Below are 16,377 nucleotides of genomic sequence, written 5' to 3'. Positions count from 1 at the left end.
AGACCCTTTACTCATATAAAAGAGATAAGACTTCATCATTTCTTTGATCCCTTATCTCCCTCTAAAGAAAGCCGTATCCCTTTTAAGGATACGGCTTTCTCTTATTTTTGACTCGTACGAGCTGAAATGCTAATTGCTCTATCTGTTGCTTTGGCAGCTTCATCTAACGCTTCTTTACTATTCTTCCCGTCATACATCGCTTCTAATGCTTTTACAACTGCATCTCGTGATTCTGGGAATACACTAATTAAAGCCCCTTGTGTTGCTGGAGATTGCTTCGTCGCTTGCAGTTGATCTACTGTTACTTTCAACTGTGGATATTTTTCATATTGCTTTTTTACTAATGGCTCATTATATGCATCTGGATTAATTGAGAAATAACCTGTTGCAGTATGCCATTTTGCTTGTACGTCTGGCTTCGTTAAATATTTCATAAAGTCCCAAGCACCTTGTTGCGTTTCTTCTGAAACCATATTCGTCATCCATAATGATGCTCCACCAATAACAACACCATTTTGTTTCGAATCCTCTGGATACGGAATATATGAAACACCTACATTAAACTTAGATGCATCAATTAAATCACGAACACCTGCTGAAGAATCTAAATACATAGCAACTTGTCCAGACTGGAACGCGGCACGAATATCATCCCAACTTGCTCCATACTTTCCAAGTGCGCCAGCTTTATTTAAATCATCTAACATTCCAAATACTTTCTGTCCTTCTTTACCGTTAAATACCGCCTTCTTTGCAGCATCCTTACGACCGTTTTCGTTATCTACATATAAAGCACCTTGTGTCGCTAACAATTCTTCAAAGAACCAACCGTAGTTAAGCATGGAGAATCCATATTGTTTTACATTTCCGCCTTCTTTAATCGTTAACTTTTTCGCTGCTTCTTGTAATTCCGCATATGTTTTCGGAGCTTTCTCTGGATCTAAGCCCGCCTTTGCGAAAGCATCTTTATTATAAATTAATACTGGTGTAGATGAATTAAATGGCATAGAATACATTTTTCCATCAACTGAATAATAATTTGTAATTGCTTTTTCTAATTTTGACGTATCGTACTTATCTTTTTTTATCCAGCTATCAATTGGTGTGATTTTTTTACTATCAACCATATATTTCGTTGTAATTTCACTCGATTGAACAAGAGCTGGCGCTTCTTTCGTTGCAGACATCGTTCTAAATTTCGTTAAAGACTCTTCATATGTTCCTTGGAACTCTGCCTTTATCTCATATTTATTTTGCGACTTATTATAGTCTGCAACAAGACCATCTAGTACTCCTTGTGTTTTTCCACCCATCGCATGCCAGAAGCGAATTACTGTTTTATCACCATTTTTTTCAACTGGTGCTACTTTTGCCTGTGCTTCAGGTTTTCCCTCTGTTTTACTATTTGAACAAGCGACACTAGATAATGCCATTGTTGCTACCATTAATAGAGCAGCACCTTTTTTTACTAGATTCATTTAAATCTCACCTTCTCTTAATTATTTAATTGCACCTTTTGTTAATCCTTGTTGTAATTGCTTTTGCCCTAAAAATAGTAAAATCAATGTTGGAATAACGATAACCGTAACACCGGCCATTACGCTTCCCCAATCAGTTGCAACTTCTTGAGACTGAAGCTGCTTCACACCGATTTGCACTGTTCTTACTTTTTCATCAGTGGTCACTAAAAGTGGCCATAAATACATATTCCATGTTGTTAAAAAGCTATATACTCCAAGCGTAATAAAACTCGTTTTACAATACGGAATTACAACGCTGAATAAAAATCTTATATTTCCAATCCCTTCAATAAACGCAGCTTCTTTCAGTTCATTCGGAAGTGTCATAAAATGTTGACGTAACAAGAAAATACCGAAAGCTGTTGCAAAAAACGGCACTGTCATCCCGGCGAAACTATTGATCCAACCAAAGTTTTGAATCGTTAAAAAGTTAGGCACCATCGTTGCTTCCCACGGAATAAGCATCGTTGAAATAAACAGGAAGAAAATTAAGTTTCTCCCTTTAAACTGAAGAAAAACAAAAGCATAAGCTGCTAAACTTGATACGATAAGTTGTCCAATCATAACGACTGTCGATACAATTAAACTGTTATATAAGTATGTAAAAAGTGGTACTTTTTGAAAAATATTAATGAAATTATCAAAAGTAAACTGGGTCGGAAATAACCTTCTCATTTGAATATCGTCTGGTGTCATAAAACTTATTAAAAATGCATACAGTACAGGAAAAAATACCATTACTGCACTAATAATGAGCAGCATGTATAATAGGAAATTTTGTTTCCACTGTTTAACAATCATTTATAATGCACCTTTCTCTCAGCAAACTTAAATTGAAGTAATGTAGCAAGGAAAATGAAAACAAATAATACCATTGCTTGTGCACTTGCTGTTCCAAATTGATGATTCACAAACGCCTCTTTGTAAATCGAGTACACAATCAAATTCGTTGCATCATTTGGTCCACCGTGCGTTAAAATATCAATTTGTCCAAAGCTTTGGAACGCACTAATTAATGTTACTGTTACAATAAAGAATAAAGTTGGTGATAGCATCGGTAATGTAACACGGCGAAGTTTATATAAATAACTAGCACCATCTATAGATGCACTCTCATATAACGGCGTATCGATATTTTGTAAACCACCTAATATAACTAAAAATGCAAAACCTGTATTCACCCAAACTGTTGTAACTGATACAGAGAATAGTGCCCAGTCCGGACTCGTTAACCATGCGATTGCAGGAAGGTTCATAGAAGCTAATATATTATTAAATAATCCTACACTTGGATGAAATAAAAATAGCCAAATCACTGCACTAGCAGCTACTGATATTCCCATCGTCGAAGAAAACAGAACTCGGAATAACCCAATACCTCTTACTTTTCCATTTGCAATCAATGCAAGAAACAAAGCAAATATAATACTCGTAGGCACTGTATATAAAACAAATAATAAAGTTGATTTTATACTTTTGTAGAAGGCTGGATCAGAGAATAAGTATTGATAATTTTCTAAGCCAACGAAAAGATTAGCTTCCCCATGTATATCGGTTAAATAAAAGCTATAGTAAATTGTCCTAAACAATGGATAGAACAAAAAAATCGAAAATAACAAAATAGATGGCGCCAAAAACAATAATCCTATTCTTAAATCTTTCGTTCTCCCCCATAATTTTTTCTTTTTTGACACCTTTGTTTGAACTGGTAACTTACTTACTTCGATCATTATTTCGCCACCACTTTCAACTCTTCTTCAGCTACCACTTTTAAGCGTTCATTCGTGTTTTCATTAAAGAAGCATAACTTTTCTTGCGAGAATAATAATTTTACTTTGTCACCTTTGTTCAAGAGTAACTGTCCGATGACTTTCGTACTCCAAGTTGTTCCATTTACCGCAAAGTTCAATATAGATTCATTCCCTAATACTTCTACAGATTGCAACGTCACTTCTTGTCCCTCCTCAGACAGTGCAATATGCTCAGGGCGCATGCCTATGCGAATTGTTCCTTCTGGTAATTGCTTTAACTGTCTAATAGATAATGGAATTTGCAATTGCCCTATATGTAATACACCTTTTTCTTTATTTACTTCCCCATCATTTATATTCATAGAAGGAGAACCTATAAAGCTTGCAACAAATTCGTTTGCTGGTTCGTTATATATGTCAAGTGGTGTTCCAACTTGCTGTATACTTCCTTTATTTAAAACCATGATACGATCTCCCATAGTCATCGCTTCTATTTGATCGTGGGTAACGTAAATCATCGTAATTCCTAATCGCTGCTGAATTTCTCTAATTTCAATTCTCATTTGCGCACGTAATTTCGCATCCAAATTCGAAAGTGGTTCATCCATTAAACAGATTGGTGCTTGACTCACAATTGCCCTGGCAAGTGCAACACGCTGTCTTTGTCCGCCTGATAATTGGCCTGGTTTCATTTTCACATACTCTTTCAGTCCTACCATTTCAATAGCTTCCATTAATCGCTTTTGTCGCTCTTCTTTTTGTACTTTTCTTACCTTAAGTCCAAATAAAATATTTTCTTCTACAGATAAGTGTGGATATAATGCATAATTTTGAAATACCATTGATAGATTACGGTCTTTCGGCTCTAGATCATTTGCAACACGTTCATTAATAATTAAATCTCCTGAAGAAATCTCTTCTAAGCCAGCGATCATTCGTAATAATGTGCTTTTCCCGCATCCCGAAGGTCCAACTAAAACAAAAAATTCACCCTTCTTAATATGAACCGATACGCCTTTAACCGCTGTCTCTTCTGCATTTTTATATACCTTTGAAACATTTTTCAATTCAATCACAAGGTTGCACTCCTTTTTTCTTCTTGTATCCATACTTCATAATGACTTGTTGAAATCGCACTTGCTCCTGCATGAATTGCAATTTCCGCATCTTCTCGCGTTTGAATCAGCCCACCTGCAATAATAGGAAACTCTATTTCCTCTACTAGCTGTTTAATTATAGAAGGCATAATCCCCGGCATAATCTCTACTGCATTTGGTTTAGTCGTTTTACAATTTTCAATTGATTTAGTAAGGGATAAAGTATCTACAATAAAAATACGTTGAATTGTTTTCAATCCAATTTTATTAGCATTTCGAATTGTTGAACCCTTTGTTGAAATAATACCTTGTGCCCCGATAACATCTTGAATATACAAAAGCGCTTCCTCTGTATTCGTATTTAAGCCTTGTATAAAATCACAATGAAGAAATACATCATGTCCATGTTTCTGCAATTCATATACACGCTCTGGTAATTCCAGCATTGAACCAGTCATAAGAAAAACTGTTTTCGGCAATTTTTTGTATGCTTTGTATCCTTTCCAATCCTTTATCATCGCAATATAAGGTTCTTTAAACATTTTTTCCACCTAACTGTTCTATTTTTATCCAAACTAAAAACACCTACTTACATAGAACGCCTTTCTCCTTATTTGAACTCTAGGGAATAGAGCACACCTAAGAAAGTGGCACATTATATGTAAGTGGGTGTTCTCAAATGTTCTCTACCCTAGTTATTTTGTTACCTTTACTATATTACGCATTTATTAAGTCAGTTTTGATAGATTGTTAATTAGGTGTTAATCGAATGTTAATATTCACCATATTTTCTTAATATTAATCTAGATATACAAATAAATCCCCACGGCAAACAACTATCTTTAAAATTTAAGTGATATGCAAATTCATTCCATAGTTAATTAGTTTTAGTTTTCTCGCAACGGCTTGTGAAGCATAATTATTCCAAGAAGTACTATAAAGTGGAATGCTTTTTTCTTCTTGTATTGATATCGCCCAGGCTGTAACACCATCAGTGCCATATCCGTTCCCTTGAAACTCCGCTAAAGTTTCCACACTTGCCTCAGCAGCTACGGGCGTACTTGTGGCACTGCAACAAACAGAAACTACCTTTTCATTTTTTACAATTGCCAAATAAGGTTGCCTCCTTATTTACTCCATTTACCATCCATTCATAATCTATTTTTCATGTTCAAAATAAAAATCCCATTCAAATACACATTACTGAATCCATCATACTAACTGATTTCTTCATTCTGTCTATCTAAATGGGATTATTTTTCGTTTTTTACTCTACTGGCTGTTGTGGCTGTACTACTTCATTCGCTCCAGCTACCCTCAACATATTTACAATATCTTTAAAACCTCTTTTTTCAGCGTATTGCAGTGGCGTCAGATGTTCCTTGTTAGCCATATTTACATCTGCACCGTGATCAATAAGCAATTGAATTACTTTCTTATGGTTTTCACTACCATTTCCTAATACAATTGCTTCTAATAACGCTGTTCCACCACGTTCATTTTTATAATTCACATCAATATCTGTATGCTCTAATAATTCTTTAACAACCTCTACATGGCCACGCTCAGATGCAGAAATAAGTGCTGTCCCACCTGACCTAGTCGTTTCTTTCGTATTAACTCCTGCATTAATTAATACTTTTACAATATCCGTATATCCTTCTCTACTTGCATAAAGAAGTGGATTACTTTTTTTCTCATCTTTAATTTCAATATTAGCACCTGCACCAATTAATGCTTTAACTGTCTCTACATGATTTTGGTACGTCGCTGCAAGGACAGGCGTTTCTCCGTTGTCACCTTCTACGTTTATATTCGCTCCATCCTGAATCAACTTCATAGCTGTCTCTGTGTCTCCAAGGGTAGCTGAAAGTAACAACTGTTTGTCCATTAAATTTATACTTTTCTCTTCTTTAGATTCTTCCTGTTCTTTATGCTTCTCTTTTTTCTTTTCATTTTTCACATGAACCGGTTTCGATTCTGGTTCTTCTTGCTTATCGCAAGCCACTACCGTCATTAAAAGTCCTAATAAAATACATAATAAAATTTTTTGTTTTCTCACAACTACAGCTCCTATGAAAGATAATGTTTTCTTAACCATTCCTCCATCACATACAATAACTCTTCTTGAGTACATTTATCCATAAGCCCTTTATATTCCTTCTTTAATCGGATTATCTTAAGCTTATACTATGTTTCTCAACCTATTGAAATGATACGCCTGATGGCCCCATCATTAACATTATGAAGCAATTAGTTTAGCACGTTTTTACCGCATTTGTATACATTTCTAAAAAGTACATAAAGTGAAAATTTAATTAGTGGGGGTTTTGTTCATCCACCACTAATTATTAGCCCACACCAATCGGGCTTTTACGGGCAGCCCGACTCCACCTAACTTCTTTGCTTTCACTAAATTTTGAGGTGGGGATCTTACTGCCCGTTAATGCGGGATAAATGATTGCTTTAGGTTACTATATTCCATTGTAACCGTTCTTCTAAAAATTTTACACCTTTTCTATATTTGCACCTGAGTAATAATAGAAAAAGACAACTATATAGTTGTCTTTTTCTATTATTAATGATGTCCACCATGATTTCCTGCTTTCGGTTTCCCCATCATCTCTTTATTCATTTCCCATTTATGCTCTGCTAGCTCTTTATACGAAAGAACTTTACCCTTATAGTTAGATACAAAGCTCTCTGCATCTTTTTTATTTTTAAATGAAATGACATTATAAGCCATCGGTGTCGTTATTGTTTTATCATATACGTAAGTAGCTTCTTCTAACGAAATCCAATCTTTCGAATCATAATCTCGGACAAATTTCTCTTTCGTCTTTTCACCTGAATTGATCTCCATCCATTTATACATACAACCGATATCATCAAACTTTAACGCTTTTCCATTTTCTAAAATAATTTCTGTTGCAAATTGATTATCTGTTACCCCAATTTGGCAAATATCACATTTATCATGTTTCTCATCAATGGCAACAGCTGCTGTTTCCTTTTTCCCACACCCGACTACCGTAAATACGAAACATAAACATATAGCAAGTACGACATATTTTACTTTCATCAATATTCCTCCCTAGAAACCGTATACTCCACGAAAAGAATACCAAAAGGTTGTGTGAAATTTGTGAAAAAACAATGTGCTTTTTGTAATATAGGAAACAAACAAAGATGTGTAGTTATTTCTACACATCTCTCATCACTCGCAACCTGTAATTAACAAATCATCTTCTAACTTAACTAATAATGTATCCTCACTAATTTCCTGTCCAACTTCTACATTTACCAATCTTATATTTCCACTAATCCCGACTGCAATTTTTTTAAGCTCACCGTCATTTTTTCGGATCATCAGTAATTTCTCCCATTCATATACGTAAGAAGATTCATTAATAAAAATCTCCTCTACTTTTCCTTCATAAGAGCTATAAATCTCTTCAATTCTCGTTTTCATATAACATCTACTCCCTATTTCACACTTCACTATTTTCATCTTATTCTACCATTCTTACGAGGAGCAGCTTACTTTTTAAAAATTCAAATTAACTACCGTGAACAAAATGAACAAAATAAAAATTATGCTTCTAATGATGTTATTTTTCAAATTATTTACCATTTGAATAGATGCTTTTATTATAAATAAAAACCTTTTTCTGAATTTTTATTCTATTTTGAAAGCGCAATCATTCTTTTGAGGGGGAAATCACATGTTAGCACTACTTGGATTTGCGATGGTATTTGTCTTTATGTTTTTAATTATGACGAAACGTATGTCAGCGCTAGTAGCATTAATATTAATTCCGAGTGTTTTTGCATTAATTGGCGGATTCTATGCCAATATGGGGCCTATGATGTTAGAGGGAATTCAAAAATTAGCACCTACTGGTATTATGCTTATGTTCGCTATTTTATATTTTGGGATTATGATTGATAGCGGTTTATTCGATCCTGTCATTAGTAAGATTTTAAAATTTGTAAAAGGAGATCCTTTAAAAATCGTTATCGGAACGGCTATATTGACTATTATCGTTTCTCTAGATGGTGACGGTACAACAACATACATGATTACAGTTTCCGCAATGTATCCACTATATAAGCGCCTTGGAATGAACCCCCTCATATTAGCTGGAGTTGTTATGTTAGGGGCGGGGGTAACAAATCTTACACCTTGGGGTGGACCCACAGCTCGTGTTATGAGCGCACTTGGACTTGAGGCTTCCGAATTATTTACACCTCTTATTCCAGGAATGATTGCTGGTGCAATTTGGGTTGTTTTCGTTGCTTACTATCTTGGAAAAAAAGAAAGAAAACGTTTAGGAATTATGGATGTACAGTATTTAAAACAAATGCAAACAATGGATGAGCAAGCTGCAACTGTCGAAGCCGCAGTGCATAAACGTCCTAAACTTCTATGGATTAACTTTTTATTAACCGCTACATTACTTGTCTGTCTCATACTAGAAGTTATGCCGTTACCTGTTTTATTTACAGTCGCTTTTGCTATCGCTGTTATGATTAACTATCCAAACTTAGAGCAACAGAAAGAACGTATTGCTTCTCATGCAGGGAATGTATTAGCAGTTGTTTCTCTCGTATTTGCTGCCGGTATTTTCACTGGTATTTTATCTGGAACAAAAATGGTAGATGCCATGGCTAACAGTGTAGTAACTCTTATACCAGATGCACTTGGACCACAATTGCCAATTATTACAGCTCTTCTTAGTATGCCATTCACATTTTTCATGTCCAATGATGCATTTTACTTTGGGGTATTACCTATTTTAACTAAGGCTGCTGCTACTTACGGAATTAGTGCAGCTGAAATGGGACGTGCTTCCTTACTTGGGCAACCCGTTCACTTATTAAGTCCTCTTGTTGCATCCACTTATTTATTAGTTGGGATGGCAAAAGTTGATTTTGGTGAACATCAACGTTTTACTTTATTGTGGGCAGTTGGAACGACAATGGTGATGTTGATTACTGGCATTGTAATTGGGATTATTCCAATATAAGACGCAAAAAACAGTAGAAGAAATAAGTCCTCTACTGTTTTTTATTATGAAGAAACAAGAAAATACCGTCTCTCCGGTCTCCCCACACTCCCATATATTAGCTCTGCGTGGACTTTCTTCCCAGATATTAAATACTCTAAATAGCGCCTTGCAGTTGATCGACTTACGCCTACCATTGAACTTAGTACCTCTGCTGTAATCCCTTCTTCATTAACTGTTAACATATGTTTTTTTATTTTTGCTAAAGTTAAGGGGTCTATCCCTTTCGGGGCATATTCCATTTCATTTCCCTTTACGCCTCTTTGAGACCATAAATGTTCTATTTGTTCTGTAGATAATTGATTATTTTTCTTCAGCTGCACAATCTTTTTTTGATAACTTTCCAAACTCGCCTTAAATCGATCAAACATTAGTGGCTTTACAATATAATCTGTTACTCCGCCCTGCAGGGCGTGCCTCACTACATCTGTTTCCGATGCCGCTGTAATCATAATAATATCTGTATCGTGCAAATGATGCCTAATATATGTGACAAGTTCCGTTCCTTGCATATCAGGTAAGTACACATCTAATAACACAAGCTGTGGCTTCACAAGCTCTAGCCATTCTTTCGCTTGTTCTCCAGTCGTTGCCGTTCCAATTACTTTAAATCCCTCAATTTTTTCAGTAAAACGACGATGAATGTCAGCAATCCGAATATCATCTTCTACAATTAATACTTCAATCTCCTCACCCATTACTATTCGCCTCTCTCTTTCGGTAGTGCAATAATAAATAACGCACCACCTAAATCCCCTTTTTCGATTGCAATACTTCCATTTAAATCTTCTACTAACTCTTTCACTTTTGCTAATCCATATCCTCGCTCTCCTCCTTCTTTCGTCGAAAAGCCTTTATAGAATATGCTAGTAATTATTTCATCATGAATCCCTTGCCCTGAATCTTCCACTTCAATTAATATTTCTTCTCCAATATCAGTTACAAACATCCTTACTCTCTTATCATTCTCTTCATTTTTTTCAATTGCTTCAAATGCATTCGTAATTAAATTTCCTAAAATAGAAACGACATAATTACTCTCAATATGTGGACTTAATTTGTCTAAACCACTTTCTCTATCTAGCATAAAATCAATCTTCAACTCTCGTGCTCTATTATAAAATCCAATTAAAATTCCACCTAGCCATGGATTTTGAATCCGCTTCATAATAAATTGAACAAAATCTTGATATACCGCTGTTTCCTTATGAATAAGCTCTAAAGCATCTTCGTATGATTCTAATTGGATAAGACCTGAAAGCGTATACAATAAATTGTTATATTCGTGCGCTTGCGCTCGTAATGCCTCTGTATATTGCTTCGTCTGAGATAATTCTGCTGTTAACTGATCCATTTCAGATTTCAAACGTAAGCTCGATACAACGCCAGTTACTTTATTCTTTACTTTAATAGGTAGACGGTTCGCAATAACAGCCTGTCCTTTTATATTTAATTGGCGATCAAACTGTTCTTCACCAGTTTGAAGTACATCTAGTATCGTTGAATTAGGAATTACATTTAAAATAAATTCCCCAATAATATTTTGTTGTTTATCTAGCGAAAGAATATCATAAGCTGCTTGATTGACTAAACTAATCATGCCATTTTTATCGATTACAATAATCCCTTCACGTACAGATTGAATCACTGTACTATGCTCTTCATATAAAGATGAAATTTCTTCTGGTTCCATACCGAACATCATTCTTTTTATACTTGCCGCTAAATATATAGAGCCGATTACTCCAATTAATAGCCCTATTATTGTAATCCAAAATACACGCTTTCCATACACCTCTACCGCTCCATGAATATCATCCATTGAAAATCCAACAGACACCACACCAATGATTTCATTTTCCTGATTACGGATTGGAACTTTTCCGCGTAATGAAGGGCCTAATGATCCAGTTGCTTTCGAAACATATGATTTTCCTTCTAATAAAACGCCTTTGTTATCTCCACCAATCATCGCTTCTCCTATTTTATCTCGCTCAGGATGTGCATATCGAATCCCCTCTTTATTTCCAACTACAATGAAGTCAGCCTCTGTATCCATTCGAATTCTTTCTGCAATCGGCTGAATAATAGAAGCTGGGTTTTCTTTTTGAAAAGCTTCCTTTATTTCAGGTATAGCAGCAACTGTTTTCGCAACATGCAAAGCCCTTTTGCCAATTTGCTCTTCTACCGTTTCAGATAATATGTAATAAAATAAATAACTCGTTAGCATAAGTACAACTAAAATAAGTGTACTAATAGTTAATGTAATTCTCGGTTGGAGTTTTAATTTTTTTAATTTCAAAACCATTCCCCTAACATGATTAAAGATAGAATTTAAAGAATATACAGTCTCTTTAATTATACTTAATCATAACACGGTTACTCTATATTTCTTTCTTTTTCTCTTCATAAAAAAAGAAACGAAGTAAAATTACTACCTCGTTTCTTAACATTCGTTATTACACTTTAAACTTACTAATCATCTCTTGTAATTCTTCTGCCATTTGTGATAAATGAACTGCTGCTGCATTTATTTCATCTACTGAAGCTAATTGTTCCTCAGAGGAACCAGCAATATTTTGAACGCTTGCTGCATTTTCTTCAATTGTAGCTGCAATTTCATTAATAGATGCACTTACTTGTTTTGCATCTACCGTCATTTGTTTTGCTACATCTACCATGTTATCAATTTGTACAACTGTATCATCCGTAGATTTCAATATTTCAGCAAAGCTTTGCTTCGTTTCATTTGCAACTACAAGTCCTGATTGTACTTCTACTCCAACTTGATTCATAGAGCTTACTGTTTCTTTTATATCAAATTGAATCTCTTTCACTAGTTTCCCAATTTCCGTAGAAGACTGTCCTGATTGTTCTGCTAGCTTTCGTACTTCATCTGCTACAATTGCAAATCCTCTTCCTTGCTCTCCAGCTCTCGCAGCCTCAATTGCCGCATTTAACGCTAATAAATTTGTCTGTTCAGCAATATGTTGAATCACTTCAAGGATTGCTCCAATTTGTTTCGACTTATCGTCTAACAAACCAATGATTTTGTCTGACTGCGAAACAGACTCATGAATTAATTGCATTTGATTCACAGTTTGTTCAACTAACTTCCCACCATTTTCAGCTTTTTTCTTCGTATACATAGAGGCTGTAGATACTAATGAAGAACTATCTGCAACACGCTGAATTCCTTCTGTAACTTCTTCTAACAATGTTGCTCCTTCTTCAACTTCTTTCGTTTGTATTTCTGCACCACTTGATACTTGCTCTATCGCCTGTGTAATTTGTTCCGTTGCTTCGCTTGTCTGCTTCATACTAGCTGTTAATTCTTCTGAAGATGCCGCTACATGACTTGCTGAAGTGTTTATATTGGAAATGACACTTTGTAACGATGCAGCCATCTCGTTAAAACTTTCTCCTAGCTGCCCAATTTCATCTTTAGAATGAACTGTAATTGACTCTGTTAAATCGCCTTCACTAATCTTTTTCGATGATATAACAAGTTGTTTTAACGGACTAATAATAGAAGCAATTATGAAGTAAATTAAAATCCCACCAATTACTAATGAAATACCAATAACAGTTATTGTTTTATAGAAAATAGGGTTAGCTGCTTCGATAATTTCTTTTGAAGGCATAATTCCTGCTATTTTCCATCCAGTTTTCTTATTCGTTTTAAAAGTGATATTGCGATCTTCACCATCTAATGAATAATAAAAATCTCCAGCTTCCTGTTTATACAATTCTTTACTAAGTTTCTCTTCTAATTTCTCTCCTGGCTTCATTTTCGGGTGCGCTACTACATTTTTATCTTGATCAAATATCGCTACATATCCTTCCTTACCGATATTAACCATCTTGGAAGTAGTAACAATATTATTAATGATTAAGTCAATCCCAAGAACTCCACTTTTATCCTCGTTTTGTTTTGCTAGTGTAATAACAATATTCCCTGTCGTTTTTGACTTATATGGAGCAGTTACAATTACCTCTCCACTTTTCTTCACGGCCTCTTTATACCAATCTCTTTCTGTAGGATTATATCCATCTGGCATCTGAATAGCTGGTGATTGAATGAACTGTCCATTACTAGATCCTGTATAGATTGCTTCCATTTCTGGATGCAGTTTATTGTATTCTTCTAGTTTATTTTGTATGTTTTGAATTTGATCTGCTTGGTAACTTGATTGTGTGAATAATTTCGTAAAATAAGTTGCATCTACTTTTTTACTATCCAATTCTTTATTAATTACATTATCCAAAATTTTTATATTATCTTTCGCCGAGTTTAAAATCGTTTCATTAAAATTCGTCTTCGCCTGTTGATAAGACGTCCAACCAATTACAATACTTGGAAGAATTAAAATGATAACAAATGACACAAGTAACTTTGTTTTTAGACTACTACTCCTTAATTTCCCTTGAAACATATTTCTACCCCTCCATACCGTTTTAAATGTAATTATCTCACATTTAATTTATTTATATAAATTACACGATTAATTGTATTAACTCTTTGTCTCTTTTTCTATTAAAGAGTTAATACATACCTTTTTCATTCTATATAAATTAAATAATTAAAACAATATATAAAAATGTATATTATTCGAAATATTATAATTCACAGAAGAACCTCCAGTATTTCACTTACTAGAGGTTCTTTCCACCTTACTATTCTTTATCTTTTTCTACTTCTTTTTTCTCATCTTCTACTACAGATACAACAGGTTTATCACTTGATAATTGTTGTACCGCTCCTTTTCCAGCAAATCCTTCTAATAGCTCTTTTAAGTCAATTCCAGAAGAAGCTTTTAACGTTTCTTGCATCGTTGCCATTAAATCAGTTGCATAACCCGCAACTTTTCCGGCGCCGCTATTTTTACCACCGCCGCCTGTATCAACAACTGTAATTTTATCAATGTTACTAAGCGGACTTGCAACTTCCTTCGCATAACTTGGAAGCATTTTAAGAACCATATCCATAATTGCCGCTTGGCCATATAACTCAAATGCCTCTGCAATTTTTTGCTTCGCTTCTGCTTCTGCTAAACCTTTTAATCTAATAACATCTGCTTCCGCCGTACCTTGTGCTTTTTGTACTTCCGCTTTCGCTTGACCTTGCGCTTTTTCGATTTCCGCCTTCGCTAAACCTTCTACACGTACTTCTTCCGCACGAGCTCTCGCTTCAGCTTCAATCTTATATTGATCCGCATCTGCCTTTTTAATTTGTTTTACTTTTTCTGCTTCCGCTGATTGCTCAACAGCATAGCGATCTGCATCTGCTTTTTTCTTAACTTCTGCATCATATTGCTTTTCACGACGCGCAATCTCTTTTTCTTCTAACTCGATTTGCTTTTCACGCTCAATGATTTTAACGCGCATTTGCTCTTCTGTAACACCTTGTTGTGCTTTCGCTTGTTGTAATTCGTAAGAAAGATCCGCATCTGCACGGGCTTGCTCTTGTTCCCTCTTATAGGACTGTACTTTTAATTCTTTATGTTTTTCAGCTTCAGCGATTTGTGCATCACGTTGATATTCTGCTTCTTTTGCCTCTTTTTCAGCACGTGCTTTTTCAATACGTGCTTCTTTTTCACGCTCTGCGTTCGCAATTGTTGCATCACGCTTAACGGTCGCAATTTGCGGCTGACCAAGCGCATCTAAGTATCCGTTTTTATCCATTATTTCTTTAATTGTGAAAGAAACAATGCGAAGTCCCATCTTCTTTAAATCTGTAGAAGCTACTTCATGTACCTTTTGAGCAAATTGCTCTCTATTACTATACGCATCCTCTACTGTCATAGAAGATAAGATTGCACGTAAGTGACCTTCTAAAACCTCTTTTGCTTCTACTTTTAACTCTTCCGTTTCTTTTCCTAAATATTGCTCAGCTGCAGTAGATACTTCTTCAATTGTAGAACCTACTTTAATAATAGAAACACCATTTACTGTAACTGGAACACCTTGCTTCGTATACGTATCACGTGTACCAACTTCTAATTTGTAGTTTAATAGGCTTAAAGGTTCTGCTCTTTGCATAATTGGAACTACGAAAGTACCGCCCCCGCGGATAATCTTAATCTTCTTTCCATCATCAGTGGTAACAACATTCTTTCCTCCACCAAGCCAGTTCCCTGTAACAATTAACGCTTCATCTGGACCAACCGTACGATACTTCGTAATGAATACTAAAATGAGTAGAATTAAAATTGCCAGTAAAACTCCACCGATAATTAATGGAATCGTCATGTAAATTCCCCCTTATAATTTTGGTTTCTTTAAAGAATAAGCGATGTTTTGTACAAGTAAAACACCATCTTGGACTCCCTCGATAATAACCTCTGTTCCTTGCGAAATATCTTTTTTTCCAACTGTTTTAGCTGGGATTGCATTACTTCCAAATTGGGATGAAATTAATACTTCACCAAATCCTTCTGTAGGAATTGTCGTAATGACTTCTCCTTTGCAACCGATAAATTCATCCATACGTTGTACGGTATTTTGCTCTGCTTCTGCAATCGGTTTTAAAATTAGTATTTTCATGATGAAAACACCGATAAAAGATATAGCAAATGCAGCCCCAAAAATAGTAATACTATTAAAGGAAAACAAATATTCTCCTATATAACTAAGCCCACATAACATGGCGAAGAAACTAAGTAATAAAGTAACAACGGATACAGCTCCGCCCCCAAAACTAAATATCGATTCAAATATATCTCCAAAGAAGATATAAATAACAGTGAGTATAGTAGCAATAATAAATCCATATAAATAAATTGTTTCAAGTGGATAACCAAACAAGACCATTTCTTATCCCCCTTTCTTAAACAATCCCTTTTTTGTTATATGTATGCCCCACCTCTTTCAAAGATTATAGTTCTTAATTTTCAGTTATTTACCTTTTAAAGAAAAGCCTGTAAGACAGGCCTCTAAA

Annotated in this window: 14 protein-coding genes and 2 pseudogenes; 1 reads left to right on the top strand and 15 read right to left on the bottom strand. The window is 35.0% G+C overall.

Translation table 11 applies throughout. The annotated features are described in order from the left end of the window. Window positions 1-101: 101 nt before the first annotated feature. The 9 genes and pseudogenes from N2V80_RS02920 to N2V80_RS02880 all read right to left on the bottom strand — a co-directional run bounded on the left by N2V80_RS02920 (window position 102) and on the right by N2V80_RS02880 (window position 7,840). Window positions 102-1,478 (bottom strand): ABC transporter substrate-binding protein, encoded by a 1,377-nt coding sequence (locus N2V80_RS02920; protein WP_061655581.1) that lies wholly within the window; start codon window positions 1,476-1,478, stop codon window positions 102-104. 21 nt (window positions 1,479-1,499) lie between these two features. Next, entirely contained in the window at window positions 1,500-2,321 is an 822-nt protein-coding gene (locus tag N2V80_RS02915; RefSeq protein ID WP_000635946.1) for a carbohydrate ABC transporter permease, read from the bottom strand. After that, window positions 2,318-3,250, bottom strand: a complete 933-nt coding sequence (locus N2V80_RS02910) for a carbohydrate ABC transporter permease (RefSeq protein WP_061655580.1) — start codon at window positions 3,248-3,250, stop codon at window positions 2,318-2,320. The genes N2V80_RS02915 and N2V80_RS02910 overlap by 4 nt, the downstream gene beginning before the upstream one ends. Further along, window positions 3,250-4,347, bottom strand: coding sequence for an ABC transporter ATP-binding protein (locus N2V80_RS02905; protein ID WP_061655579.1), 1,098 nt, complete (start codon window positions 4,345-4,347; stop codon window positions 3,250-3,252). The genes N2V80_RS02910 and N2V80_RS02905 overlap by 1 nt, the downstream gene beginning before the upstream one ends. Next, the gene (locus tag N2V80_RS02900) at window positions 4,344-4,910 is read right to left on the bottom strand and encodes a glycerol-3-phosphate responsive antiterminator (protein ID WP_000472001.1); all 567 of its coding nucleotides are present in this window, start codon (window positions 4,908-4,910) and stop codon (window positions 4,344-4,346) included. The genes N2V80_RS02905 and N2V80_RS02900 overlap by 4 nt, the downstream gene beginning before the upstream one ends. Window positions 4,911-5,217: 307 nt before the next feature. Beyond that, window positions 5,218-5,493: pseudogene (locus N2V80_RS02895) on the bottom strand (GNAT family N-acetyltransferase); the annotation flags it as partial. Window positions 5,494-5,635: 142 nt separating this feature from the next. Next, on the bottom strand, window positions 5,636-6,505 hold the full coding sequence (locus tag N2V80_RS02890) for an ankyrin repeat domain-containing protein (RefSeq protein WP_000287336.1): 870 nt from the start codon (window positions 6,503-6,505) through the stop codon (window positions 5,636-5,638). A gap of 441 nt (window positions 6,506-6,946) precedes the next feature. After that, window positions 6,947-7,450 carry a nitrous oxide reductase accessory protein NosL gene (locus N2V80_RS02885; RefSeq protein WP_000865667.1) on the bottom strand — a complete coding sequence of 168 codons (504 nt, stop codon included), beginning with the start codon at window positions 7,448-7,450 and terminating at the stop codon, window positions 6,947-6,949. A gap of 135 nt (window positions 7,451-7,585) precedes the next feature. After that, complete coding sequence (locus N2V80_RS02880; RefSeq protein WP_000857377.1) at window positions 7,586-7,840, bottom strand: hypothetical protein; 255 nt, start codon at window positions 7,838-7,840, stop codon at window positions 7,586-7,588. Window positions 7,841-8,093: 253 nt separating this feature from the next. On the opposite strand from N2V80_RS02880, the gene N2V80_RS02875 reads away from it, so the two are divergent. Next, window positions 8,094-9,398: a CitMHS family transporter gene (locus N2V80_RS02875; protein WP_000880467.1), complete on the top strand. Its 1,305-nt coding sequence runs from the start codon at window positions 8,094-8,096 to the stop codon at window positions 9,396-9,398. Window positions 9,399-9,442: 44 nt separating this feature from the next. On the opposite strand, the gene N2V80_RS02870 is transcribed toward N2V80_RS02875, so the two are convergent. The 6 genes and pseudogenes from N2V80_RS02870 to N2V80_RS02850 form a co-directional block, all read right to left on the bottom strand. Further along, entirely contained in the window at window positions 9,443-10,135 is a 693-nt protein-coding gene (locus N2V80_RS02870; RefSeq protein WP_061655577.1) for a response regulator, read from the bottom strand. 2 nt (window positions 10,136-10,137) lie between these two features. Next, complete coding sequence (locus tag N2V80_RS02865; protein ID WP_002060713.1) at window positions 10,138-11,745, bottom strand: ATP-binding protein; 1,608 nt, start codon at window positions 11,743-11,745, stop codon at window positions 10,138-10,140. Between the two features lie 151 nt (window positions 11,746-11,896). Continuing rightward, window positions 11,897-12,757: a methyl-accepting chemotaxis protein gene (locus tag N2V80_RS30465; protein WP_370941341.1), complete on the bottom strand. Its 861-nt coding sequence runs from the start codon at window positions 12,755-12,757 to the stop codon at window positions 11,897-11,899. An 81-nt stretch (window positions 12,758-12,838) separates the two neighbouring features. Beyond that, window positions 12,839-13,873: pseudogene (locus N2V80_RS30460) on the bottom strand (HAMP domain-containing protein); the annotation flags it as partial. A gap of 241 nt (window positions 13,874-14,114) precedes the next feature. Then, the gene (locus N2V80_RS02855; RefSeq protein ID WP_000155019.1) at window positions 14,115-15,689 is read right to left on the bottom strand and encodes a flotillin family protein; all 1,575 of its coding nucleotides are present in this window, start codon (window positions 15,687-15,689) and stop codon (window positions 14,115-14,117) included. Window positions 15,690-15,701: 12 nt separating this feature from the next. Then, window positions 15,702-16,250 carry an NfeD family protein gene (locus N2V80_RS02850; protein ID WP_000242433.1) on the bottom strand — a complete coding sequence of 183 codons (549 nt, stop codon included), beginning with the start codon at window positions 16,248-16,250 and terminating at the stop codon, window positions 15,702-15,704. Between the last annotated feature and the right edge of the window lie 127 nt (window positions 16,251-16,377).

Source organism: Bacillus sp. FSL W8-0640 (assembly GCF_038007725.1).
Lineage (GTDB): Bacteria > Bacillota > Bacilli > Bacillales > Bacillaceae_G > Bacillus_A > Bacillus_A cereus.
The sequence above is the reverse complement of the archived record's forward strand: the minus strand, read 5'-3'. Positions and strand labels throughout refer to the sequence as shown.

Coding starts and splice junctions, on each gene's coding strand:
- N2V80_RS02920 (WP_061655581.1), bottom strand. CDS start 1,478: ATGAATCTAGTAAAAAAAGGTGCTGCTCTATTAATGGTAGCAACAATG.
- N2V80_RS02870 (WP_061655577.1), bottom strand. CDS start 10,135: ATGGGTGAGGAGATTGAAGTATTAATTGTAGAAGATGATATTCGGATT.
- N2V80_RS02890 (WP_000287336.1), bottom strand. CDS start 6,505: ATGTACTCAAGAAGAGTTATTGTATGTGATGGAGGAATGGTTAAGAAA.
- N2V80_RS02910 (WP_061655580.1), bottom strand. CDS start 3,250: ATGATCGAAGTAAGTAAGTTACCAGTTCAAACAAAGGTGTCAAAAAAG.
- N2V80_RS02875 (WP_000880467.1), top strand. CDS start 8,094: ATGTTAGCACTACTTGGATTTGCGATGGTATTTGTCTTTATGTTTTTA.
- N2V80_RS02865 (WP_002060713.1), bottom strand. CDS start 11,745: ATGGTTTTGAAATTAAAAAAATTAAAACTCCAACCGAGAATTACATTA.
- N2V80_RS02885 (WP_000865667.1), bottom strand. CDS start 7,450: ATGAAAGTAAAATATGTCGTACTTGCTATATGTTTATGTTTCGTATTT.
- N2V80_RS02915 (WP_000635946.1), bottom strand. CDS start 2,321: ATGATTGTTAAACAGTGGAAACAAAATTTCCTATTATACATGCTGCTC.
- N2V80_RS02850 (WP_000242433.1), bottom strand. CDS start 16,250: ATGGTCTTGTTTGGTTATCCACTTGAAACAATTTATTTATATGGATTT.
- N2V80_RS30465 (WP_370941341.1), bottom strand. CDS start 12,757: ATGAAGCAGACAAGCGAAGCAACGGAACAAATTACACAGGCGATAGAG.
- N2V80_RS02880 (WP_000857377.1), bottom strand. CDS start 7,840: ATGAAAACGAGAATTGAAGAGATTTATAGCTCTTATGAAGGAAAAGTA.
- N2V80_RS02900 (WP_000472001.1), bottom strand. CDS start 4,910: ATGTTTAAAGAACCTTATATTGCGATGATAAAGGATTGGAAAGGATAC.
- N2V80_RS02855 (WP_000155019.1), bottom strand. CDS start 15,689: ATGACGATTCCATTAATTATCGGTGGAGTTTTACTGGCAATTTTAATT.